The sequence below is a fragment of the Streptomyces sp. NPDC002580 genome (genome assembly GCF_042889485.1).
GTDB lineage: Bacteria > Actinomycetota > Actinomycetes > Streptomycetales > Streptomycetaceae > Streptomyces.
In genome coordinates this window covers 365,529-384,359 of the sequence record NZ_JBIAQZ010000001.1, presented here as the reverse complement: position 1 = coordinate 384,359, position 18,831 = coordinate 365,529, and the positions used below count along the sequence as shown (strand labels likewise).

Here is an 18,831-nt window from a genome sequence, read left to right as displayed (position 1 = left end):
CACGATCCGGCCGGTCCCGGCCCTGAAGCGGGTCCGTGGGTCAGCGGACGCTGACGTCCAGGGAACCGAGTCCCGCCCTGCGGACGGCGACCGATCCGAACGGCGTTCGCAGGCGCAGCCACACTCCTGACGAGTAGAGCGTCAACGGGCTCTCACCGGAAGGACCTTGTGGGGCGCCGGGTACGGAGGCCACGGGCCGTAGGAATCCCAGCGACTGCGCGGCGTGCGCGGCCCGCACGGGAAGGCCGGTGTCGCCGATCGGCCGGGACCATATCTCCCGCCCGACACGGTCGAGTTCACCACGGGTCCGCGCCTCGGGCGCCAACTCCTCGGTACGGGAGCGGAATTCGGCGACGGCCTCGGCGACCGCGGCCCGTACGGCGTCCGGGGCGGGCAGCCCCGGCTCCCGCCGCCAGCCGCCGCGGGGCGGCAGCACGCCCGCCCACGGCGGCCCGGTCACCGCGCCGGGGACGCCGACGGTGGCCGCCGGCTCCGTCACGGATTCCAGGAGTTCACCGGCCGAGACGGTCACGTCGAGGGTGACCTCCAGGCCGTTCTCGTACGGCTTGGCCAGTCGCGCCGTGCGGATGGCGAGGACCTCGAACGACGGCGGCCGGCCGAACACCGCGAGCGTGGTGCCGTGCGCCTGGAGGCGCACGGCGGCCGCGCGGTCGTAGTGGACAAGCCGGGAGAGGAAGGCGGCCAGATCGGCCGCCTCCCCCGCGTCGGCGAGGTGCAGGACGGTCATGCCGCGACGGCCTCGTCCGCGTCGTCGCGGTACGACTCCAGGAAGTCGCGCTCCTCGGCGGTGATCCGGCGCGGGCGCTGCTGCTCGAAGTCGAACGGCACGATCACCGTCGAGGCCGTGACGTAGACCTGATCGGGGTCCTTGACCTCGTAGGTGATCGTGAAGGACGCCGCCCGGATCTGCGTCACCCACATCTCGATGTCCACCGGCGTGTGCCGGTGGACCAGCTGCCTCTTGTAGTCGATCTCGTGGCGCGCCACCACGGACCCCTGCTTGAAGTCCTTGTCCGGGCGGAACAGAAAGTTGATACGGGCTTCCTCCAGGTAGCGGAGGAACACCACGTTGTTGACGTGGCCGTACGCGTCCATGTCCGCCCAGCGCAGCGGGCAGCTGTAGATGTGGCGCAAGACCGATCAGCCCCGGGTCAGCTTCTTGTAGGTGGCACGGTGCGGGCGCGTGGCGTCCGCGCCGAGGCGCTCGACCTTGTTCTTCTCGTACGACTCGAAGTTGCCCTCGAACCAGTACCACCGCGACTCGCCCTCGTACGCGAGGATGTGCGTCGCGACCCGGTCCAGGAACCAGCGGTCGTGGGAGATGACCACGGCCGCGCCGGGGAACTCCAGCAGCGCGTTCTCGAGCGAGGACAGGGTCTCCACGTCGAGGTCGTTGGTAGGCTCGTCGAGGAGCAGCAGGTTGCCGCCCTCCTTGAGGGTCAGCGCCAGGTTCAGCCGGTTGCGCTCACCACCGGAGAGGACACCCGCGGGCTTCTGCTGGTCCGGGCCCTTGAAGCCGAAGGCGGACACGTAGGCCCGCGACGGCATCTCGACCTGGCCGACGTTGATGTAGTCGAGCTCGTCGGAGACGACGGCCCACAGCGTCTTCTTGGGGTCGATGTTGGCGCGGCTCTGGTCGACGTAACTGATCTTGACCGTGTCGCCGACCTTGATCGCGCCGGAGTCCGGCGTCTCCAGGCCCTGGATCATCTTGAACAGCGTGGTCTTGCCGGCGCCGTTCGGGCCGATGATGCCGACGATGCCGTTGCGCGGCAGCGTGAAGCTGAGGTCGTCGATGAGGACCTTGTCGCCGAACGCCTTGGAGAGGTTCTTGACCTCCACGACGATGGAGCCCAGTCGCGGGCCCGGCGGGATCTGGATCTCCTCGAAGTCCAGCTTCCGCATCTTGTCGGCCTCGGCCGCCATCTCCTCGTAACGGGCGAGGCGGGCCTTGGACTTGGTCTGACGGCCCTTGGCGTTGGAGCGGACCCACTCCAGCTCTTCCTTGAGCCGCTTCTGGCGCTTCTCGTCCTTGCGGCCCTCGACCTTGAGGCGGGTGGACTTCTTGTCGAGGTACGTGGAGTAGTTGCCCTCGTAGGGGATCGCGCGGCCGCGGTCCAGTTCGAGGATCCACTCGGCGACGTTGTTCAGGAAGTACCGGTCGTGCGTGACGGCGACGACGGCGCCCGCGTACTTCTGGAGGTGCTGCTCCAGCCAGTTCACCGACTCGGCGTCGAGGTGGTTGGTGGGCTCGTCGAGGAGGAGCAGGTCCGGAGCCTCGATCAGCAGCTTGCAGAGCGCCACGCGGCGCTTCTCGCCACCGGAGAGGTTGGTGACCGGCCAGTCGCCGGGCGGGCAGCCCAGCGCGTCCATGGCCTGCTCGAGCTGCGCGTCGAGGTCCCAGGCGTTGGAGTGGTCCAGGTCGTCCTGGAGCTTCCCCATCTCCTCCATGAGCGCGTCCGAGTAGTCGGTCGCCATCAGCTCGGCGACCTCGTTGAAGCGGGCGAGCTTGCTCATCTGCTCGGCGGCACCGTCCTGGACGTTCTCCAGCACCGTCTTGGACTCGTCCAGCTGCGGCTCCTGCATGAGGATGCCGACGCTGAAGCCGGGCGACAGGAACGCGTCACCGTTGGAGGGCTGCTCGAGGCCCGCCATGATCTTGAGAACGGTGGACTTACCGGCACCGTTGGGACCGACCACACCGATCTTCGCACCCGGGATGAAGCTCAGGGTGACGTCGTCGAGAATCACCTTGTCGCCGTGCGCCTTGCGCGTCTTGCGCATGGTGTAAATGAACTCAGCCAAGAGAAACCGTCCGGACGCTTGAAATCGGCAGTGGGCAGATACACCCCATCTTGCCTGACGGCTACCCCTCGGGGGAAACCAGTCTCATCGGGCACCCGTGACCTGGAGCTTCTCCGGCCCGGCACGGACCGGGCCTCGGAGGGCCCCCGGCAGACCCACGGCGGAGCCGGGCAGAACCTCGAAGGACGCGGGCCGGGCACACCCGGTGGGGCGGGACGTGCCCCCGGCCCCACCGGGCCTCCGACGCCGCCTGGTCACGTGGTCACCCGGTCACCTCAGGGCGTGCGAGGTCCTGCCGGACGCCGTGTCGATCTCGTCGTGGGCCTTGGTCAGCAGTTGCATGGCGAGTTCGTTCAGAGCCCTCGCGCCCGCGACCTCCTCGCCGACCCTGGGCTGGTTCGCGTCGGAGGGATGGCGGCTGGCGTACCCGTGGGCGCGCACCTCGTTCCCGTCGGGGAGCCGCAGGAGAGCCGCCGCGCGCGTGCGGTGGTCGTCCTCCTGGAATTCCATCTCGACGTGCCAGCCGACCGTGGTCCGTGTCTGCGTCTGTGTCATCGCGATCACCTCCGGAGCCGCCGCCCCCTGGTTGAACCCCTATGAGAAGTGTGCGCCTCCGGCCCGCCGGGCACGAGGTGAACGTGCGCGGGGTCACGCCCGGGCACGGGGCGGGAGTGCCGATGGTCACGCGACACGAAGTGACCGCGCCTGTGCCGCGAGCCGTCGCCGGATCCGGGGCGGCGCCGCTGACCAGGCACCTCGGCCGGGATCACGCCCGCCGCAAGCCGCTCGTCCCGCCGCTCTCCCGTCCGTTCCCGAGGCCGGGGGCGGGTCGGCGGAAGTGACGTCCGACCCCCTGTCAGATAGATTCCGCCTGCCCAGAAGGTAAAGTCCGACCACCTTCTAGTAGTGAGAACATCCGTACGCACGGCTTCCGGCCCGCGGCGATCCGATCGCGCCGGTCAGCGAGCCCGAGCACGAGGATGTTGAGTTGTCTGGAGCCCGCGAAGTGTCAGCATCGCCCTTGCCCGCTCGGTTGCGCACCGCAGCGGCACGCCTCCTCCTGCCCATGGTGCTCGCGGTGTCGTTCGCCGTTCAGGCAGTGGGCGCCTTCCTCCCCAACGTCTCCCTGCTCGTGGCCGCCGCGGCCGTGGGGCTGGCGACGGACGTCGCCCTGCACCGCTGGCAGCGGAGCCTGGCCTCGACCCTCGGGAAGCTGCACGCGACGGTGTTCGTGCGCCAGGTCATCCGGGACTTCCTGCTGATAGCAGGCCTGATCCGCATCGAGGAGCAGGACGACGAGACCAGGTACCTGGCCCTCGTCTGCGGTCTGCTGTTCTTCTACGCCCTGCACTTCGCGTGCCAGGCGCTCGCGATCGCCGTACGCCGTACCCGCACCCTGCCCGTCCTGACCCGGAACATCGACGCCTCGTCGCTCCGGCTGAGCCCCGCCCTGCCGGCGCTGGTCATGCAGCGTGCCGGGCAGCGGCTCCTCGCGTTCGGAGGACCCTCGACGGCCGGTCTGCTGATCACCGCGGTGACGGGCTCGGCCCGGTGGGCCGCCGCGGGAATGGCCCTGTCCGTCGTCCTCGGAGTGGTGGCCGTCGGCATGCTGACGCTGCGGCTGCTGCCCTCGCGCAAGCCGGTGTCGAACGAGAAGGCCCTGGAGTGGTTCGAGGCCTGGCTCGCCGAGTACCAGCCGACCGTGGGCATGTACTTCTCCGGCGGCACGAGCTCGGCCTACCAGGCGAACATGTGGCTGGAGCCGCTGGCACGGCTGGACGGCCGTCCGCTGATCGTGCTGCGCGAGCGCTTCATGGTGAAGCACATCGCGTCCACCGACATCCCGATCGTGTGCCTGCCGAAGGTCTCCGACCTGATGCGGCTGGAGCACTCCACGCTGAAGATGCTGATCCACCCGTCGAACTCGGGCAAGACCTCGCAGGTTCTGCGGATCCCCACCATCAAGCACGCGTTCGTCAACCACGGCGAGAGCGACAAGCTGTCCAGCTGCAACCCGTACGCCAAGGCGTACGACGAGGTCTGGGTGGCCGGTCCCGCGGCGCGCGAGCGGTACGCCGCGGCGAACGTGGGCATCGACGACCGGGACGTCGTGGAGATCGGACGCCCGCAGCTCGACACGATCGCGCCGTACGCCGGCGCTCCCACCGGCGCGTTCACCACGGTGCTCTACGCCCCCACCTGGGAAGGCTGGGACGGCAACCCGGGCAACACCTCGATCGTCCAGGCCGGCGAGAACATCGTCCGCGCCCTGCTGGCCGATCCTTCGGTCCGGCTCCTGTACAAGCCGCACCCGCTGACCGGCTCGGTCGACCCCCGGGCGGGCGCCGCGGACACCCGGATCCAGGAGATGATCCGCGCCGCGAACGTCCTCCGCGCCTCGAAGCACTCCGCCGACAGGCCCGCGGCCTCCGCGGCCGCGGAACTGGCCCGGCGGACCGCCGAGCTGGACCAGCTGACCACGTCCACGTTCCGGGCGAGCGCCGACGACGTGGAGCGGATGCTGCTCCGGACGGTCTCCGAGCCCGACCGGGCCGACGCCGTGGCGTCCGCGACCGCCGCCTGGGAGGCCGCGTACTGGGCCTCGTTCCCCGTGTGGGAGCACCAGATCGTCATCGGGGCGCGACCGACCGTCTACGCCTGCTTCAACGTGACCGACCTGCTGATCAGCGACGTCTCCAGTGTCATCTCGGACTACCTGGCGAGCGAGAAGCCCTACGCGGTCGCCAACACCAGCGGCCTTCCGGAGCAGGCGTTCCGCGAGGCGTTCCCGACCGTCCGGGCGGGTGCCGTCCTGGCCGCGAACGCCTCCGGCGTCCCGGCCCTGCTGGAGTCCGTGCGTCACCCCGAGAAGGACGCCTACGTCGCGGCTCGCGCCGAGCTGAAGCTGCACCTGCTCGGCCCCTCCGACCCGCCCTCGGCCGTCCGCTTCAACGACGCCGCCCGCGCGCTGTGCGCGGTGGCCGACAGGCACCGGTCGGCCATGGCGGTACGGGCCACCGCGGAGATCCCGGGCCAGCGGGACACCGAGTCCGCGCTGGACAGCGAGGGCGTCCTGGGCTGACCCCGGCCCCCTCACCCCGGCCTCCCCGGAGCAGCCGACACCCGCACAGGAAGCGCCGGATCCCTCCCCGACCACGGGAACGGGGTCCGGCGCTTCCGCGTACGGGAGGACGGACCGAACGGTCGCGACGCCGACCTGGGCAACGGCTGGACGTGGACGACCCTCGACGGCACCACCCTCGACGGGCACCCGTGCACGCTGTCGCCGGCGCCTTCCACGGGCACCTGTCACAGGTCTCCTGGTCGGTACGGGTGGCCGGGGCCGAGGACCCGGGTGTCCGGCCCGGCCCGGACACCGCGGCCGAGGAGACGGACCTCGTCACGCGGATCCTCACCCTGGCGTTCGGCCCCGGGCGGCTTCCGGACCCGCGCACGGGTCACGAGCGGGACGTCCCCCTGGAGAAACGTCCGGTGCGCGACGGACCCTCGGGACGGCACCTGCGCCTTTGGCCCGCGGTACTCCACGTCCCGGGAGGGCCCGGGCGAGGACTGCCGCGCTGCCCGCCGGTGCGTGGCGTCGCGGGGCGGACACTCACCGACCCGCGACGCCCGAGGCTCCCGATCACACGGTCCGGTTCCCCGGAACCGCGGCTCATGACCGCGTGGCCCTCCCGCAGCCCTCGTCGCCGCCCTCCCGCATGCGCGTCTCCACCGACTTGCTCCGGTCGTAGGGGTCGACCCGGTCACCGTTCCCGGGGCTCGCCGTCGCCCGCTCCGCACCGAACTCGGGGGTGAGGTAGCCGGTGAAGGTGTCGCAGCCGGCGTTGGTGGCGTCCACCCTGTAGGAGACGAGGGAGAACGTCCCCGGCTCGGTGACGATCTTCGCCGGATCGTCCCAGCTCATCACGACCTCGCGGCGCACGATCGTCCGCACGACCTCGTCGCTTCCGGCCGCGGCGCGGACGACCGGATAGACGTACGTGACATCGGTGACCACCTCGACCGCGCCGCGCTCGCCTTCGCGGAAGGTGATCCGCCCGCGCACCTTGACCACATCCCCGACCAGCCGGACCTCCGCCTTGTCGAACCGGCTGAACAGCAGCAGCGGATCGTTCTCACGGCTCGGCGAACGGAACGCGGTCGTCAGGAAGTCATGGACATCCCGCTGATGAGGATTGATCGACGCGATCGCCTTCTTCGGCCGCTCCCCGCGCAGCACACCAGGATCCAGGCTGGACGCGTCGAGGAAGTCCCGGGTCTTCTCCAGCGTCCGCGCGACCTGCCGTTCGCTCATCCAGCCGGTCGCCTTCGCCTCGGGCAGGCCGATCCCGTCCGTGCCGTCGCTCCAGCGCGCGGCGGGCGACCCCTTGAACGGCTCGTCCAAGGTCCCTCGCCGGGCCGGCGCCTGCGTGGTCGGGGGTTGATCCGGGCGTTCCGATTCCGTGGCGAGCGGCGTGCTCTCGCCACCCTCGCCCGCGAGCCATCCGGCCACCCGCCCCGGGTCCAGCGCGACGACCAGCAAGCCGACCGCGGCCATCAGACCGATCGCGTACCAGCCCTTCCCTCTTCGCCGCCGGGCCGGTTGATGACTGCGCCACGGTTCCGGCCGGTCGCCCTCCGCCAGGCGCCGCGCCACCATGCGGGCCCGCGCCGACGGCTCCGCGGGCGCGCCCGCGGTCCCCGCCTCGGCTTCGCGAAGAAAGCGCTCCCACTCTTCGTCCGGTATGGACTCCCCAGCCTTGCCCACGACGGGCCCCGCCCTTCTCACGCACCCGGACCCTCCCCTGGGCCGGTGTCCAACGCATCATCACACGGCGCGAGTTGAGCTCATGATCGCCATCGGTGGATCTCCAGGGCTCCCGCTCCGTCACCCGGCCGAGCACCGACCCGGGAGCGCGGCCGACGGGCACCGACCGGCCGGACGATCGTCGCGACCGCGGCCGACTCGGCCCGATCCGGAGCCCGCGTACAACCATTTCCCCAGGTGAGGGGTCTTGTGCACACCCGGGACTCCGCGAAGCGGAGATCCGGTCCACCGTTACCGTCGCTCCTCTCGTTCCTGCCGTTCCTGGAGAACCATGCGCATCCGTACGGCCGCGGCCGCCACCTCCGGCAGCCTGGCGCTGCTCGCCCTTCTCGCGCCCGCGGCGCAGGCGGACGCCCACAAGGGCGACGCCGCCTTCACCTCGGTGGTCTTCAGCAGGACCACCGTGAACGTCGGCGTCAGCGCCGTCCAGAAGCTGACCGTCACCGCCACCGCCAAGGACAACTCGGGCATCAAGCTCATGGCCGGCCTCAAGCTGGTGAGCTCCGACAACCGCATCCAGTACGCGAAGTCGTCGACGTGTACGCGCCCCACGTCGACGACCATGAAGTGCACCTGGTCGTACGACCTGGACCCCGACAGCACCGACTACCCCGATCTCCGCAACAGCTCGGCCGGCACCTGGCACCTCGACGTGGAGGCCGCCGCCTACGACGGCGACTTCTACACGCTCGACAGCAGCGCCACCATGAAGATCAAGCGCTACGCCAGGCTGGCGACGACCCAGGCGACGCCCGAACCGGTCGCCAAGGGTGGAAAGCTGACCGTGACCGGGGCTCTGACGCGAGCCGACTGGAACACCAACGCCTACACGGGCTTCGCCGCCCAGAAGGTCGCTCTCCAGTTCAAGAAGTCCGGTGCCTCGGCGTACAGCACGGTCAAGACGGTGACCACCGACAGCGCGGGCAAGCTGAGGACGACGACCACGGCGAACGCGTCCGGCACCTGGCGCTGGCAGTTCGCGGGAACGAGCACGACCGCCTCGGCGACGGCCTCCGGCGACAAGGCCGCGTTGAAGTAGGGCTCTTCGCGGCCCGGTCGGCCGGGGTGGTCCGACCTTCCGAGGGACACCCCTCGGCCGACCGTACGCCGCGGCCGGCGCCCGCCCCACTCGGCGGTGCGGACGCCGTCCGCGTTCCCCCAGGCCATCGACCTGGGGGACCGCCGACAGGCATGCGGCCCACCGACCGTGGGCGAACGCCCCCTGACGGTCCCTGGCGGTCCCGCCCGGAGGGAAGCCTGGCCGTGCGGGTGAAGGAGGTGACGCTTCCCGGCCCGGACGTCGAGGACCGGTTCGAGCGCTGTCGGCCACCCGCGCACGATGCGTCGGCAGACGGACGCCTGACCTGAAAACGCGCTTCGAAGCCGCCGGGTGTCTCCCCGGACCACCCGACGCCCAGGACACGCCCGACGCCGAAAGCCTTGGCACGCATTCGACGGGACCCCCGGCGAAAACCCGGCGCCGACCGGCCGTCCCGGCCCCTTCCCCTTGATCGCCGGGAAGGCGTTCGGCGCCTCGGCGTGTCGCGTGAAACCCTGCTCCGGCCAGCAAAAAGCCCTCCCCAAAGGGAGGGCGGAGACTGGCGCCCCCGGCAGGACTCGAACCTGCGGCCAAGCGCTTAGAAGGCGCCTGCTCTATCCACTGAGCTACGGGGGCCGGGTGTGTCGGCCGGTGTCCTGGTGCCCGGGTGTGGGCTCGTCCCTGACCTTGCCGGGGACAAGGATAGGGCTCCTGTGTCCCTGTCCCTCGTTCTGCGCCTCCGTGGCTCGATGTGGAGGTTCAGTGAAGCGGTCCTGATAATCGCAGGCGGGTACGAATCGTGCACCGCTTTTGGCGTCTCGCGCACCGGGTGTTGTGCACTCGTTATGCCCCCGCCCCAGTCATCCCTTCCGCCCCGTGTGTCCTGTCGGCGCGCAGGCATACCCATATGCTTCAGAAAGACTCGAAAGTTGGGCATTCTTCACATGTGGTGACCTTGGACGTACGGCCCCAGCTGCTCGACGCACTTTCCGCCCTGCGCGACCGTGTCGCCGCCGCACGCTTTCCGTTGCCCCTGGCGGGGGCTCCACGCGCGCGTGCCAACCGCGATGAACTGCTCGCACAGCTCGACGACTACTTGGTGCCCCGGTTGAGGGAACCCGAAGCACCGCTTCTCGCCGTCATCGGAGGGTCCACCGGCGCGGGCAAGTCGACCCTCGTCAACTCCCTTGTGGGACGGCGGGTCAGCGAGGCCGGCGTGCTGCGTCCGACGACCCGCACGCCGGTCCTGGTGTGCCATCCGGAGGACCACCACTGGTTCAGCGGCATGCGCGTGTTGCCCCAGCTCACCCGGGTGTGGGTGCCCCATCGGGAGTCCGGCGACGATCTCCCCGTCCGCACCGACGGCGGGGAGCGGGTGCTCCGCGTCGAGACCGCCGCCACCCTCCCCCGTGGCCTCGCCCTCCTCGACGCTCCCGACGTCGACTCCCTGGTGGCCGACAACCGCGTACTGGCGGCGGAACTGATCTGCGCGGCCGACGTCTGGGTGATGGTCACCACGGCGGCCCGGTACGCGGACGCCGTGCCGTGGCATCTGCTGCGCACCGCCAAGGAGCACAAGGCGACCCTGGTGACGGTCCTGGACCGGGTACCGCACCAGGTGCTCTCCGAGGTCTCCCGGCAGTACGGGGCGCTGCTCACCAAAGCCGGACTCGGCGACGTGCCCCGTTTCACCGTGCCCGAACTGCCCGAGTCCGCCTGGGGCGGCGGCCTGCTGCCCGCGACCGCCGTCGCCCCGCTGCGTACGTGGCTCACGCACCACGCCCAGGACCCGGGAGCCCGCCACAGCGCGATGGCCCGGACCGCTCACGGGGTCCTCGACTCCCTGGAGTCGCGCATGCCGGAGCTGGCCAGTGCCACCGCCGCGCAGTACGCCGCAGCGACGCGGCTCACCGCGGCCGTCGAGAGCGCGTACGACAGCGAACACACGCGCGTGAAGAGGCGTCTGCAAGCCGGGGCCGTGCTCTCCGGGGACGCTCTCAAGCGCTGGCGCGCCTATCCCCTCGACTGCGCCCCGGACGAACTGCTGGACGCGCTCGTGGAGAGCCTGTGCGCCCTGCTGCTGTGCTCCGTCACGGCCGCCGACGAGCGCGTGGACGACGCCTGGCGCCGCGAACCGGCCTCGGGCGCGCCGGGGCTGACGGACCGCGACCCGACCCTGGAGAGCGCCGAGCACCGGATCGGCCTGGCCGTACGACGCTGGCGGCGCGTCCTGGAGGAGTACGCCGAGGACGAGGTGCGCGGCCTCGACAAGAGTGTCGCGCCGGATCCGGCGGTGGTGGCCGCGCTGGTCGCCACCGCGCTCCTCGGCGGCCGCAGGGCGCGCAACGCGGGCGAGGGGCTCGCCGAGCGGATCGGGGCGCACGGCGCGCTGCGCCTGCGCGACAAGGGCGGCCTGCTGCTGACGGACTTCATCGACACGGCCCTGCACACCGAGCGGGAGCGCCGTCTCGCGCCCCTCGACGCGCTCGACGTCCATCCGGAACCCCAGGCCGAACTCATCGCCGCGCTGTCCGTACTGCAGAAGGAGAGGTGACCGTGGTGACTGCCGTCACTGACCACACGGATCACGCCGACCGTCCCGGAGACGACCGTCCAGAAGGGACCGGTCCCGGAGGCGACGGTCCTGGAGACGAGCGGCGGGGGGCCGGGCACCCCGAGGGCGGCGTCCCCGAAGGCGCCGCCTCCGCCGCGGGCTCCGCGGATCAGGAGCACGCCGACGGCACCTCCGGAGAGTGCCTCCCGGACGCGGCGGGCTCCGGGGCGGGATCGCCGTTCCCGGAGAAGGCCGAGCGGGCCGAGGCCGACGGGAGCGGCGGGAGCGCGCGCGGCGACGCCCCGTCCGCCCAGGACGCGTCAAAGGACACCTGCGAACCGCCGTCCCGCGCGCGTGCGGAGGGAGACGACCCCTCACGCGCGGAGGAGGGTCCCGTATGGGACGACGGCCTCATCGCACGACGCGTGACCGAGGGCGCCCCCGGCCGGTACCAGGCGCCGACCGCGACGACCGGGACCGTCGCACCGGCGCTGCCCGCCCCCCTCGCGTACGACGGGCCGCTGCGCTCGCGCCTGGACGCGCTCCGCGAACTCGTGGGCCTCTCCCGCACCCGGCTCGACAGCAGGACGCTCGCCGAGGCGGGCCGGGTCCTGGACGAGGCGGCGGCCCGCCGCAGGCTCTCCGGGGAGCACACCGTCGTCGCCATCGCCGGAGCCACCGGCAGTGGGAAGTCGCAGCTCTTCAACGCGCTCGCGGGCGTGGCCATTTCGGAGACCGGTGTCCGCAGGCCGACCACCTCGGCGCCCATCGCGTGCAGTTGGAGCGACGGCGCGGCCACCCTCATCGACCGGATCGGCATCCCCGGGCGGCTGCGCAGACGCCCGCTGCAGAGCCCGGAGGCGGAGGCGCAACTGCGCGGCCTGGTCCTGGTCGACCTGCCCGACCACGACTCCGCGGCCGTCCAGCACCGCGAACAGGTGGACCGCGTGCTGGCGCTCGTCGACGCGGTCATCTGGGTGGTGGATCCCGAGAAGTACGCGGACGCCGTCCTGCACGAGCGCTACCTGCGGCCGCTGGCCGGGCACGCGGAGGTCACCTTCGTGGTCCTCAACCAGGTGGACCGGCTCCCCGGGGAGGCCGCCGACCAGGTGCTCGACGATCTGCGCCGGCTGCTCGACGAGGACGGCATCGCGCTCGGCGAGTACGGCGAACCGGGCGCGACCGTCCTCTCGCTGTCCGCGCTCACCGGGGCCGGAGTCCCCGAACTGCGCGAGTGTCTCGGCCAGTTCGTCGCCGAGCGCGGTGCCGCCGCGCGGCGGATCACGGCCGATCTCGACGCCGCCGCCGCACGGCTCCGGCCCGTCTACGCGACCGGCCGGAGGGTCGGGCTCAGCGAGGAGGCACGTGATGAGTTCGCGGACCGGCTCGCGGACGCGGTGGGTGCCGTCGCGACCGGCGAGGCCGCCGAGCGCGCCTGGCGCCGCAACGCCAACCGCGCCTGCGGCACGCCCTGGCTGCGGCTGTGGCGCTGGTATCTGGACCGGCGCGAGCCCTCGACCGGGCGTCTGCCCGTGAGCACCCCCGCGGACGAGGAGGCGACCGCCCGCCAGCGCGTCGAGCAGGCGGTACGGACGGTCGCGGACCGCGCCTCCTACGGCCTTCCCGCCCCCTGGGCCCAGGCGGTGCGCGAGGCGGCCGTACGCGGCGCTCAGGGGCTGCCCGAGGCACTGGACGACATGGCGGCGCGCGCGACGACACCCGCGGGACGGCCGCCGCGACCCGGCTGGTGGCCCGTCGCCGTGTTCGCGCAGGCCTCGATGACGATCCTTCAGATCGTCGGCGGACTCTGGCTGGTGGGCCAGATCGTCGGGGTCATGTCCCCGAACCTCGGGGTCCCGGTGCTGTTGATGATCGCGGGCATCGTCGGCGGTCCGGCGGTCGAGTGGAGCAGCAGGATGGCGGCGCGCGGACCCGCCCGGAGGTACGGCCTCGAGGCGGAGCGCCGCTTGCGCGAGGCCGCGGCCGGATGCGGAAGAGCCCGGGTGCTGGATCCCGTGGCCGCGGAGCTGCTGCGGTACCGCGAGGTGCGGGAGCAGTACGGGCGGGTCACGGGGGTGACGACGACGGTCGGGGCCCCGGTCGGGTGACGCGGTTCTCCACAACCGGCCGGTCGCACACAGCGCTCGGCGGGCCCGGCCCGGCGGAGGCAGTCTGAGTCCGCGGCGATCGCAGCGCGTGCGACCGCCGCGGCAGACGTATCCGCACGGGAGGGATCCACGATGAACGAGACGATGGTGTGCGCGGTGGGCAATGTGGCGACACGGCCCGTGTACCGGGAGTCGGCGAACGGCGCGTCGGCGCGGTTCAGGCTGGCGGTGACCTCGCGGTACTGGGACCGCGAGAAGAACGGTTGGACGGACGGGCACACCAACTTCTTCACGGTGTGGGCCAATCGGGCGCTCGCCACGAACGTGGGGGCCTCGGTGTCGGTGGGTGATCCCGTCATCGTGCAGGGCAGGCTGAAGGTGCGCACCGAGACCCGCGACGGGCAGAGCTGGACGTCGGCGGACATCGACGCGGTGGCGATCGGTCACGACCTCTCCCGCGGTACGTCGGCCTTCCGGCGTCCGGCCAAGGAGGGCGAGCCGGCTCCGGCACCCCTCCCCGAGCCCCGTTGGGAGTCGGCGCCAAACGTCCTGCCGGACGACACGCCCCAACAGTTCCGCGAACCCGCCGGAGTGACGTGATGTCAGTGAAGGGCACGAACTGACCGGACTGCGGCTTATCGACAAATACGCTCTACCGGATCTCGTGTATTTGTCGATAGGCGCAGCTCACACGGCTGTTCGCGATAACGATTCCGAGTCGGATCGGTTATCGGACGACATGACCGGGGGAGAGCGATGCGCCGCTTCCTTAGGATGCCCAACACAGCTCTTGGGGCTTCTGATTCTGCCGGCGGGACCGTCCCTCATGCCAAAGGGTCCCGACTGAAGGGGAATTCTGTGTCTTCTGCGTTCTCGGTGTCGTCCACGCACGGGCGGAGGGCAGCCCGTCTCGCCGCCGCGGCGTCGGTGTGGGGGTTCATCACCGCGGGGACGATCGCCTTCGCCGGTACGGCCGCCGCCGAGGAGACCCCGCAGAGCCCCGGTGGAGCGACCGCCACGATAGGCGAGCTGAAAACATACGGCTCCGCGGTCGTCCATGACAACGGCGAGGACGCCTGGATCTCGGCCGGCCTGTTCGAGATGTCCGTCGATGACGGCGGCACCCTGCAGACCTACAGCGTCGACCTCCACAACCCGACCCAGCGGGACGCCAAGTACCAGGAGACCCCCTGGAGCGGGACCTCGCTGAACCGCAACAAGGACGCGGGCCGGATCCACTGGATCCTGCGGAACTCGTATCCGCAGGTGAACGATCTGGCCGCGCTGGCGCGGAAGGCTGGTGTCCCCGGTCTCACCGAACAGGACGCGGCGGCCGGTACCCAGGTGGCCATCTGGCGGTACTCGGACGGTGCCGACGTGGACGCGGTGGACCCGCAGGCGGAGAAGCTCGCGGGCTATCTGCAACGGAGCGCCCAGAGACTGCCGGAGCCCGAGGCCTCGCTGACGCTCGCCCCGGCCGCGGTCTCCGGCCACGCCGGCGAGCGGCTCGGTCCGGTCACGGTGCACACGACCGGGGGCAGCGTGACGGTGACGCCCCCGGCGGACGCCGCGGCGAGTGGCGTGCGGATCGTCGACAAGGACGGCAAGCCGATCACGTCCGCGGTGGACGGCGGCCGGTTCTTCTTCGACGTGCCGGCGGACAGCGCCGACGGCGAGGCCTCACTCACCGTGCAGGCCTCGACGACCGTGCCGGTCGGCCGCGCCCTCACCTCGGACTCCCGCAGCCAGACGCAGATCCTCGCGGGCTCCAGCGAGTCCACCGTCTCGGCCACGGCGACCGCGGACTGGGCGGCGAAGGGCGCCATACCGGCCCTGTCCGCCCAGAAGAACTGCGCCAAGGGCGGTGTGGACATCACCGCGGCCAACAAGGGCGACGAGGCGTTCACGTTCGAGCTGATGGGGGTCGAGCACGCCATCGAGGCGGGCGTGTCCCAGCGGATCAGCATCCCGCTGCTGGAGGACCAGGCATACGACTTCACGATCGCCGGCCCGGGCGGTGTCGAGAAGCGCTTCAAGGGCGTGCTGGACTGCGAGACCCAGGGCTCCGCGAACGACATCTCGGCCCAGACGCTCAAGGAGCCGAGCCCGGCGTCGGTCGGTGGTGTCTCCGGCGGGGGCACCGACCTCGCCGAGACCGGCGGATCGGGCGTGACCCCGGTCATCGCGGGCGTGGCCATCGCCCTCGTACTGATCGGCGGGGCGGCCGTGGTCCTCGTCAGCAGGAGGCAGTCTCCGCCCCAGGTCTGAGCGACACCGTCCTCGGCCTGTCGGCGGCTGCTTGCCCCCGGCACCCCCGGCCCCTGCGGATTCTTGTCGCGCTCCTGCCGGGAACCTGGCGCCTGATGCGCCGGAACCCTTCCGGCGGGGCCGTCGCCCCGCCGGAAGAGTCGACACCGGCAGGACGACGACCGCAGTCCGGCGGTGCTAGGAGCGGGCGCTCCGGCCGCGTACGACAGCGAATCCGGCCGCGAGCAGACCGAGGACGCCGACGATCAGGCCCGCGATACCCAGAGCGCGCGCGGTGGAGTCACCGCTCCCGCCACTCGCCGTCGCCTGCTCGGCCTCGGAGGACGAGGCCGAGGCCGACGCGGACGACGAGGACTCTTCGGATCCGGCGGCTCCGGCCACGGGCTTCTCGTCCGCGCCCTGGGCGGTGAGGGCCAGGATCGGAGCGGGGTTCTCCGGCTCCTCGCCGCCCTTCTGCGGCTCCTCGATCCAGCGGGCGACGCTGCCGTCCGAGTAGGTCTGGAGTGTCTTGAAGCTCAACTGGTCGGTGTCGTCCGGGAGCTGGCCGAAGGCGACGTCGAAGTCCTGGAACTCGCCGTGGCGGATCCGGCCCCCGGTCCAGGTGATCTCGGAGACGGCGTCGGTGATCGTGCCGTCGTCCGTCTTGACGGGCTTCTTGAGCTTGATGGTCGTGACCTTCGCGGTCCAGCCCGCCTGAGGGGTCACCAGGACACCCACGACCGGGTGGTCGGTCGGCAGAAAGATCTGCACCTTGGTGGTGCTGGCGGTGTCCTCCTCATTGGGGACACGGAAGCTCAGGACACCGTCCGTGGCGCCCTTCGCGTAACTCCCGGGGTGGACGGTCACATGCGCGAAGGCCGCGCCCGCGGCGGTCAGGACGCCCGCGGTGGTGAGGACGGCGAGTGTGCCGGCCCGGCGCAGGGAGGTGCTCATCGGGGACATCTGGGAACTCCGTACTGATGGGAACGTGGTCAGGGCGAGTACGCGAGCCCTGCCGGTGGTCCCCGACGGGAGACGGCGTGACGCAGAAAGGCCTGCCGAAGCGGCCGCGGTTCCGCCGGTGTCCTGCCCGCGGCCTCCTCGTGCGGCCGGGCCGGGGTCCGCCCCGTCCGTACCCTCCACCACGCGGCGAGCCCCGGCACGAACGCGGCGGCCCGGCCCAGCAGGGACCACAGGGCGGCCTCGCCGCGCCGCAGCCACCAGGTCGCCAGCAGGGCGGCGGCGACGTGCGCGGCCGTGGCGTGGGGAGTCAGGGCGTGGGTGTGCGGGTGCGTCATGTGCGCCCCCGACATGTTCATCACCATGCGCGGCCGGGCGGCCTCGAACCCCACGTGGAGTACGGCCTGCGCGGCCAGCATGCCACCGCCTATCCCGAGCAGGGACCGCTCCCGGCCGCCCAGCGGACAGCCGACGGCGAAGACGGCGAGCAGTCCCGCGCCGTCCGCCCAGCGCGGCGGTGCCTGCCCGGTGGCGAGAAGGTGCCCCCCGGCGGCCAGCAGCACGCACAGCACGGCGAACACCGCCGCGCGCAAGCTCCGTACTGCCAGGGACGCACTCATGAAGCCCAGATACTGCCATGGGGAGTCAGGGACCGTCGCGGCTTCCCCCCGGAGGCGCCCGGCACGGGCCGCCCGGTCCCTCCGGCCGCCGCCCCGATAGGGTCCGGATGAGTCCGGAAGGAATCTGACATGCGACTTCGCTGTGCGGTGCTGGACGACTATCAGGGCGTCGCGACCGGGATGGCCGACTGGTCCGCCGTCGCGGACTCCGTGGAAGTCACCACGTTCGACCGGCACTTCGCCGACGAGGACGCGCTGGCCGCCGCGCTGGCGGAGTTCGACATCGTCGTCACCCTGCGCGAACGCGTGTCCTTCCCGGCGTCTCTGCTGGCCCGGCTGCCCCGGCTGCGGCTGCTGATCGCCAGCGGGATGCGCAACACCGTGATCGACTACGCGGCCGCCGAAGCGCACGGGGTGACCGTGTGCGGCACCCCGAGTTCCTCGACGCCTCCGGTGGAGCTGACCTGGGCGCTGCTGCTCGGCCTCGCGCGGGGGATCGTCGCGGAGCACAACGCGTTGCGGTCGGGCGGACCTTGGCAGAGCACCGTCGGCGCCGATCTTCACGGTCGCCGGCTCGGTCTGCTCGGGCTGGGCCGGATCGGCGGACAGGTGGCCCGGGTGGGTCTCGCCTTCGGCATGCGGGTCAGCGCGTGGAGCCAGAACCTCACCGCGGAGCGGACCGAGGAGGTGGGGGTGGAGCTCGCGCCCTCCAAGGAGGAGCTGCTGGCGACCGGCGACTTCGTCTCCGTCCACCTGGCGCTCGGCGATCGCACCCGGGGACTCGTCGGCGCCGAAGAACTCGCCCTCCTCAAGCCGACCGCCTTCCTCGTCAACACGTCGCGTTCGGCGATCGTCGACCAGGACGCGCTGCTTGACGCGCTGCGCGCGGGGCGGATCGCCGGGGCGGGCCTGGACGTGTTCGACACGGAGCCGCTGCCCGCCGGCCATCCGATGCGCTCGGCCCCCCGGCTGCTGGCCACCCCGCACCTCGGCTATGTGTCGCGCTCCAACTACGAGGCGTACTACGGCTCGGCGGTCGAGAACATCCAGGCGTTCCTGGCCGGAGCCCCCCTGCGCCGCCTCGGCTGACGCACCCGGCCCGCCCCCGCCGGGAACGAACGCCCGGTGCGCCCCGGCGCGTTCGGGGAGTGCCGCTGCACGGCCGCGCTTCCCGTTCACTGACCTGGAACGGTGATCTCCCGGTGAACGCCCGTGACCAGGTGTGGGTGAGCGCGTTGAAGGGGACGTGCGATCGCGTCCGAGCCATCGCACTCATCGAATCAAAGGAGAAGTGATGTCTCGCATCGCGAAGGCCGCCGCAGTCGCCGTGGGCACGGGTGCCGTGGTGCTCAGCGGGGCCGGTCTGGCCATGGCTGACGCCGGCGCCCAGGGCGAGGCCATCGGCTCGCCCGGTGTCGTTTCGGGCAACACCATCCAGGCCCCGATCAACGTGCCGGTCAACCTCTGCGGCAACACGATCAACATCGTCGGCCTGCTGAACCCCGCGTTCGGCAACACCTGCGTGAACGGTGGTGGACTCCACAAGGAGCACGCCGGCCACAGCAAGGACCGCAAGGAGCACAGCGGTTACGGCAAGGAGCGCAAGGAGCGCAAGGACCGCGGCGGCTACGGCAACTGAGCCCCCTCAC

General features: G+C 71.6%; 15 protein-coding genes and 1 tRNA gene. 8 read left to right on the top strand and 8 right to left on the bottom strand.

What is annotated here, in order from left to right; genetic code table 11:
* Positions 1 to 40 precede the first annotated feature (40 nt).
* The 4 genes from ACFYW7_RS01650 to ACFYW7_RS01635 form a co-directional block, all read right to left on the bottom strand.
* A complete protein-coding gene (locus tag ACFYW7_RS01650; protein ID WP_389496995.1) occupies positions 41 to 748 on the bottom strand; it encodes a hypothetical protein in 708 nt (235 codons plus the stop codon).
* Complete coding sequence (locus ACFYW7_RS01645; RefSeq protein WP_329299712.1) at positions 745 to 1,155, bottom strand: thioesterase family protein; 411 nt, start codon at positions 1,153 to 1,155, stop codon at positions 745 to 747. Before ACFYW7_RS01645 ends, ACFYW7_RS01650 begins: the two co-directional genes overlap by 4 nt.
* Before the next feature lie 6 nt (positions 1,156 to 1,161).
* Positions 1,162 to 2,826 carry an energy-dependent translational throttle protein EttA gene (gene ettA, locus ACFYW7_RS01640; protein WP_389496994.1) on the bottom strand — a complete coding sequence of 555 codons (1,665 nt, stop codon included), beginning with the start codon at positions 2,824 to 2,826 and terminating at the stop codon, positions 1,162 to 1,164.
* A 270-nt stretch (positions 2,827 to 3,096) separates the two neighbouring features.
* Positions 3,097 to 3,381 (bottom strand): DUF1876 domain-containing protein, encoded by a 285-nt coding sequence (locus tag ACFYW7_RS01635; RefSeq protein ID WP_389496993.1) that lies wholly within the window; start codon positions 3,379 to 3,381, stop codon positions 3,097 to 3,099.
* A 511-nt stretch (positions 3,382 to 3,892) separates the two neighbouring features.
* Here ACFYW7_RS01635 and ACFYW7_RS01630 point away from each other — a divergent pair.
* Positions 3,893 to 5,908, top strand: coding sequence for a hypothetical protein (locus ACFYW7_RS01630; protein WP_389498510.1), 2,016 nt, complete (start codon positions 3,893 to 3,895; stop codon positions 5,906 to 5,908).
* A 591-nt stretch (positions 5,909 to 6,499) separates the two neighbouring features.
* Here ACFYW7_RS01630 and ACFYW7_RS01625 read toward each other — a convergent pair.
* Positions 6,500 to 7,594, bottom strand: coding sequence for a hypothetical protein (locus ACFYW7_RS01625; protein WP_389496992.1), 1,095 nt, complete (start codon positions 7,592 to 7,594; stop codon positions 6,500 to 6,502).
* Positions 7,595 to 7,925: 331 nt separating this feature from the next.
* Between ACFYW7_RS01625 and ACFYW7_RS01620 the strand changes: the two genes are divergently transcribed.
* On the top strand, positions 7,926 to 8,693 hold the full coding sequence (locus ACFYW7_RS01620; RefSeq protein ID WP_389496991.1) for a calcium-binding protein: 768 nt from the start codon (positions 7,926 to 7,928) through the stop codon (positions 8,691 to 8,693).
* 560 nt (positions 8,694 to 9,253) lie between these two features.
* Here ACFYW7_RS01620 and ACFYW7_RS01615 read toward each other — a convergent pair.
* Positions 9,254 to 9,329, bottom strand: a tRNA-Arg gene (locus ACFYW7_RS01615).
* Between the two features lie 310 nt (positions 9,330 to 9,639).
* Between ACFYW7_RS01615 and ACFYW7_RS01610 the strand changes: the two genes are divergently transcribed.
* The 4 genes from ACFYW7_RS01610 (at position 9,640) to ACFYW7_RS01595 (ending at position 15,623) form a co-directional block, all read left to right on the top strand.
* The gene (locus ACFYW7_RS01610) at positions 9,640 to 11,247 is read left to right on the top strand and encodes a dynamin family protein (RefSeq protein WP_389496990.1); all 1,608 of its coding nucleotides are present in this window, start codon (positions 9,640 to 9,642) and stop codon (positions 11,245 to 11,247) included.
* A gap of 5 nt (positions 11,248 to 11,252) precedes the next feature.
* Positions 11,253 to 13,355, top strand: a complete 2,103-nt coding sequence (locus ACFYW7_RS01605; RefSeq protein WP_389496989.1) for a GTPase — start codon at positions 11,253 to 11,255, stop codon at positions 13,353 to 13,355.
* Between the two features lie 132 nt (positions 13,356 to 13,487).
* A complete protein-coding gene (locus ACFYW7_RS01600; RefSeq protein WP_389496988.1) occupies positions 13,488 to 13,955 on the top strand; it encodes a single-stranded DNA-binding protein in 468 nt (155 codons plus the stop codon).
* 258 nt (positions 13,956 to 14,213) lie between these two features.
* Positions 14,214 to 15,623, top strand: a complete 1,410-nt coding sequence (locus ACFYW7_RS01595) for a TQXA domain-containing protein (protein WP_389496987.1) — start codon at positions 14,214 to 14,216, stop codon at positions 15,621 to 15,623.
* A 177-nt stretch (positions 15,624 to 15,800) separates the two neighbouring features.
* Here ACFYW7_RS01595 and ACFYW7_RS01590 read toward each other — a convergent pair whose 3' ends face one another.
* Positions 15,801 to 16,565, bottom strand: a complete 765-nt coding sequence (locus ACFYW7_RS01590) for a YcnI family protein (RefSeq protein ID WP_389496986.1) — start codon at positions 16,563 to 16,565, stop codon at positions 15,801 to 15,803.
* Positions 16,566 to 16,594: 29 nt separating this feature from the next.
* Positions 16,595 to 17,182, bottom strand: a complete 588-nt coding sequence (locus ACFYW7_RS01585) for a hypothetical protein (RefSeq protein WP_389496985.1) — start codon at positions 17,180 to 17,182, stop codon at positions 16,595 to 16,597.
* Between the two features lie 129 nt (positions 17,183 to 17,311).
* On the opposite strand from ACFYW7_RS01585, the gene ACFYW7_RS01580 reads away from it, so the two are divergent.
* Positions 17,312 to 18,271, top strand: coding sequence for a D-2-hydroxyacid dehydrogenase family protein (locus ACFYW7_RS01580; protein WP_389496984.1), 960 nt, complete (start codon positions 17,312 to 17,314; stop codon positions 18,269 to 18,271).
* Between the two features lie 205 nt (positions 18,272 to 18,476).
* Positions 18,477 to 18,821 carry a chaplin gene (locus ACFYW7_RS01575; protein WP_389496983.1) on the top strand — a complete coding sequence of 115 codons (345 nt, stop codon included), beginning with the start codon at positions 18,477 to 18,479 and terminating at the stop codon, positions 18,819 to 18,821.
* The last annotated feature ends 10 nt before the right edge of the window (positions 18,822 to 18,831 follow it).

Coding starts and splice junctions, on each gene's coding strand:
- ACFYW7_RS01650 (WP_389496995.1), bottom strand. CDS start 748: ATGACCGTCCTGCACCTCGCCGACGCGGGGGAGGCGGCCGATCTGGCC.
- ACFYW7_RS01635 (WP_389496993.1), bottom strand. CDS start 3,381: ATGACACAGACGCAGACACGGACCACGGTCGGCTGGCACGTCGAGATG.
- ACFYW7_RS01630 (WP_389498510.1), top strand. CDS start 3,893: ATGGTGCTCGCGGTGTCGTTCGCCGTTCAGGCAGTGGGCGCCTTCCTC.
- ACFYW7_RS01620 (WP_389496991.1), top strand. CDS start 7,926: ATGCGCATCCGTACGGCCGCGGCCGCCACCTCCGGCAGCCTGGCGCTG.
- ACFYW7_RS01600 (WP_389496988.1), top strand. CDS start 13,488: ATGAACGAGACGATGGTGTGCGCGGTGGGCAATGTGGCGACACGGCCC.
- ACFYW7_RS01590 (WP_389496986.1), bottom strand. CDS start 16,565: ATGTCCCCGATGAGCACCTCCCTGCGCCGGGCCGGCACACTCGCCGTC.
- ACFYW7_RS01585 (WP_389496985.1), bottom strand. CDS start 17,182: ATGAGTGCGTCCCTGGCAGTACGGAGCTTGCGCGCGGCGGTGTTCGCC.
- ACFYW7_RS01580 (WP_389496984.1), top strand. CDS start 17,312: ATGCGACTTCGCTGTGCGGTGCTGGACGACTATCAGGGCGTCGCGACC.
- ACFYW7_RS01575 (WP_389496983.1), top strand. CDS start 18,477: ATGTCTCGCATCGCGAAGGCCGCCGCAGTCGCCGTGGGCACGGGTGCC.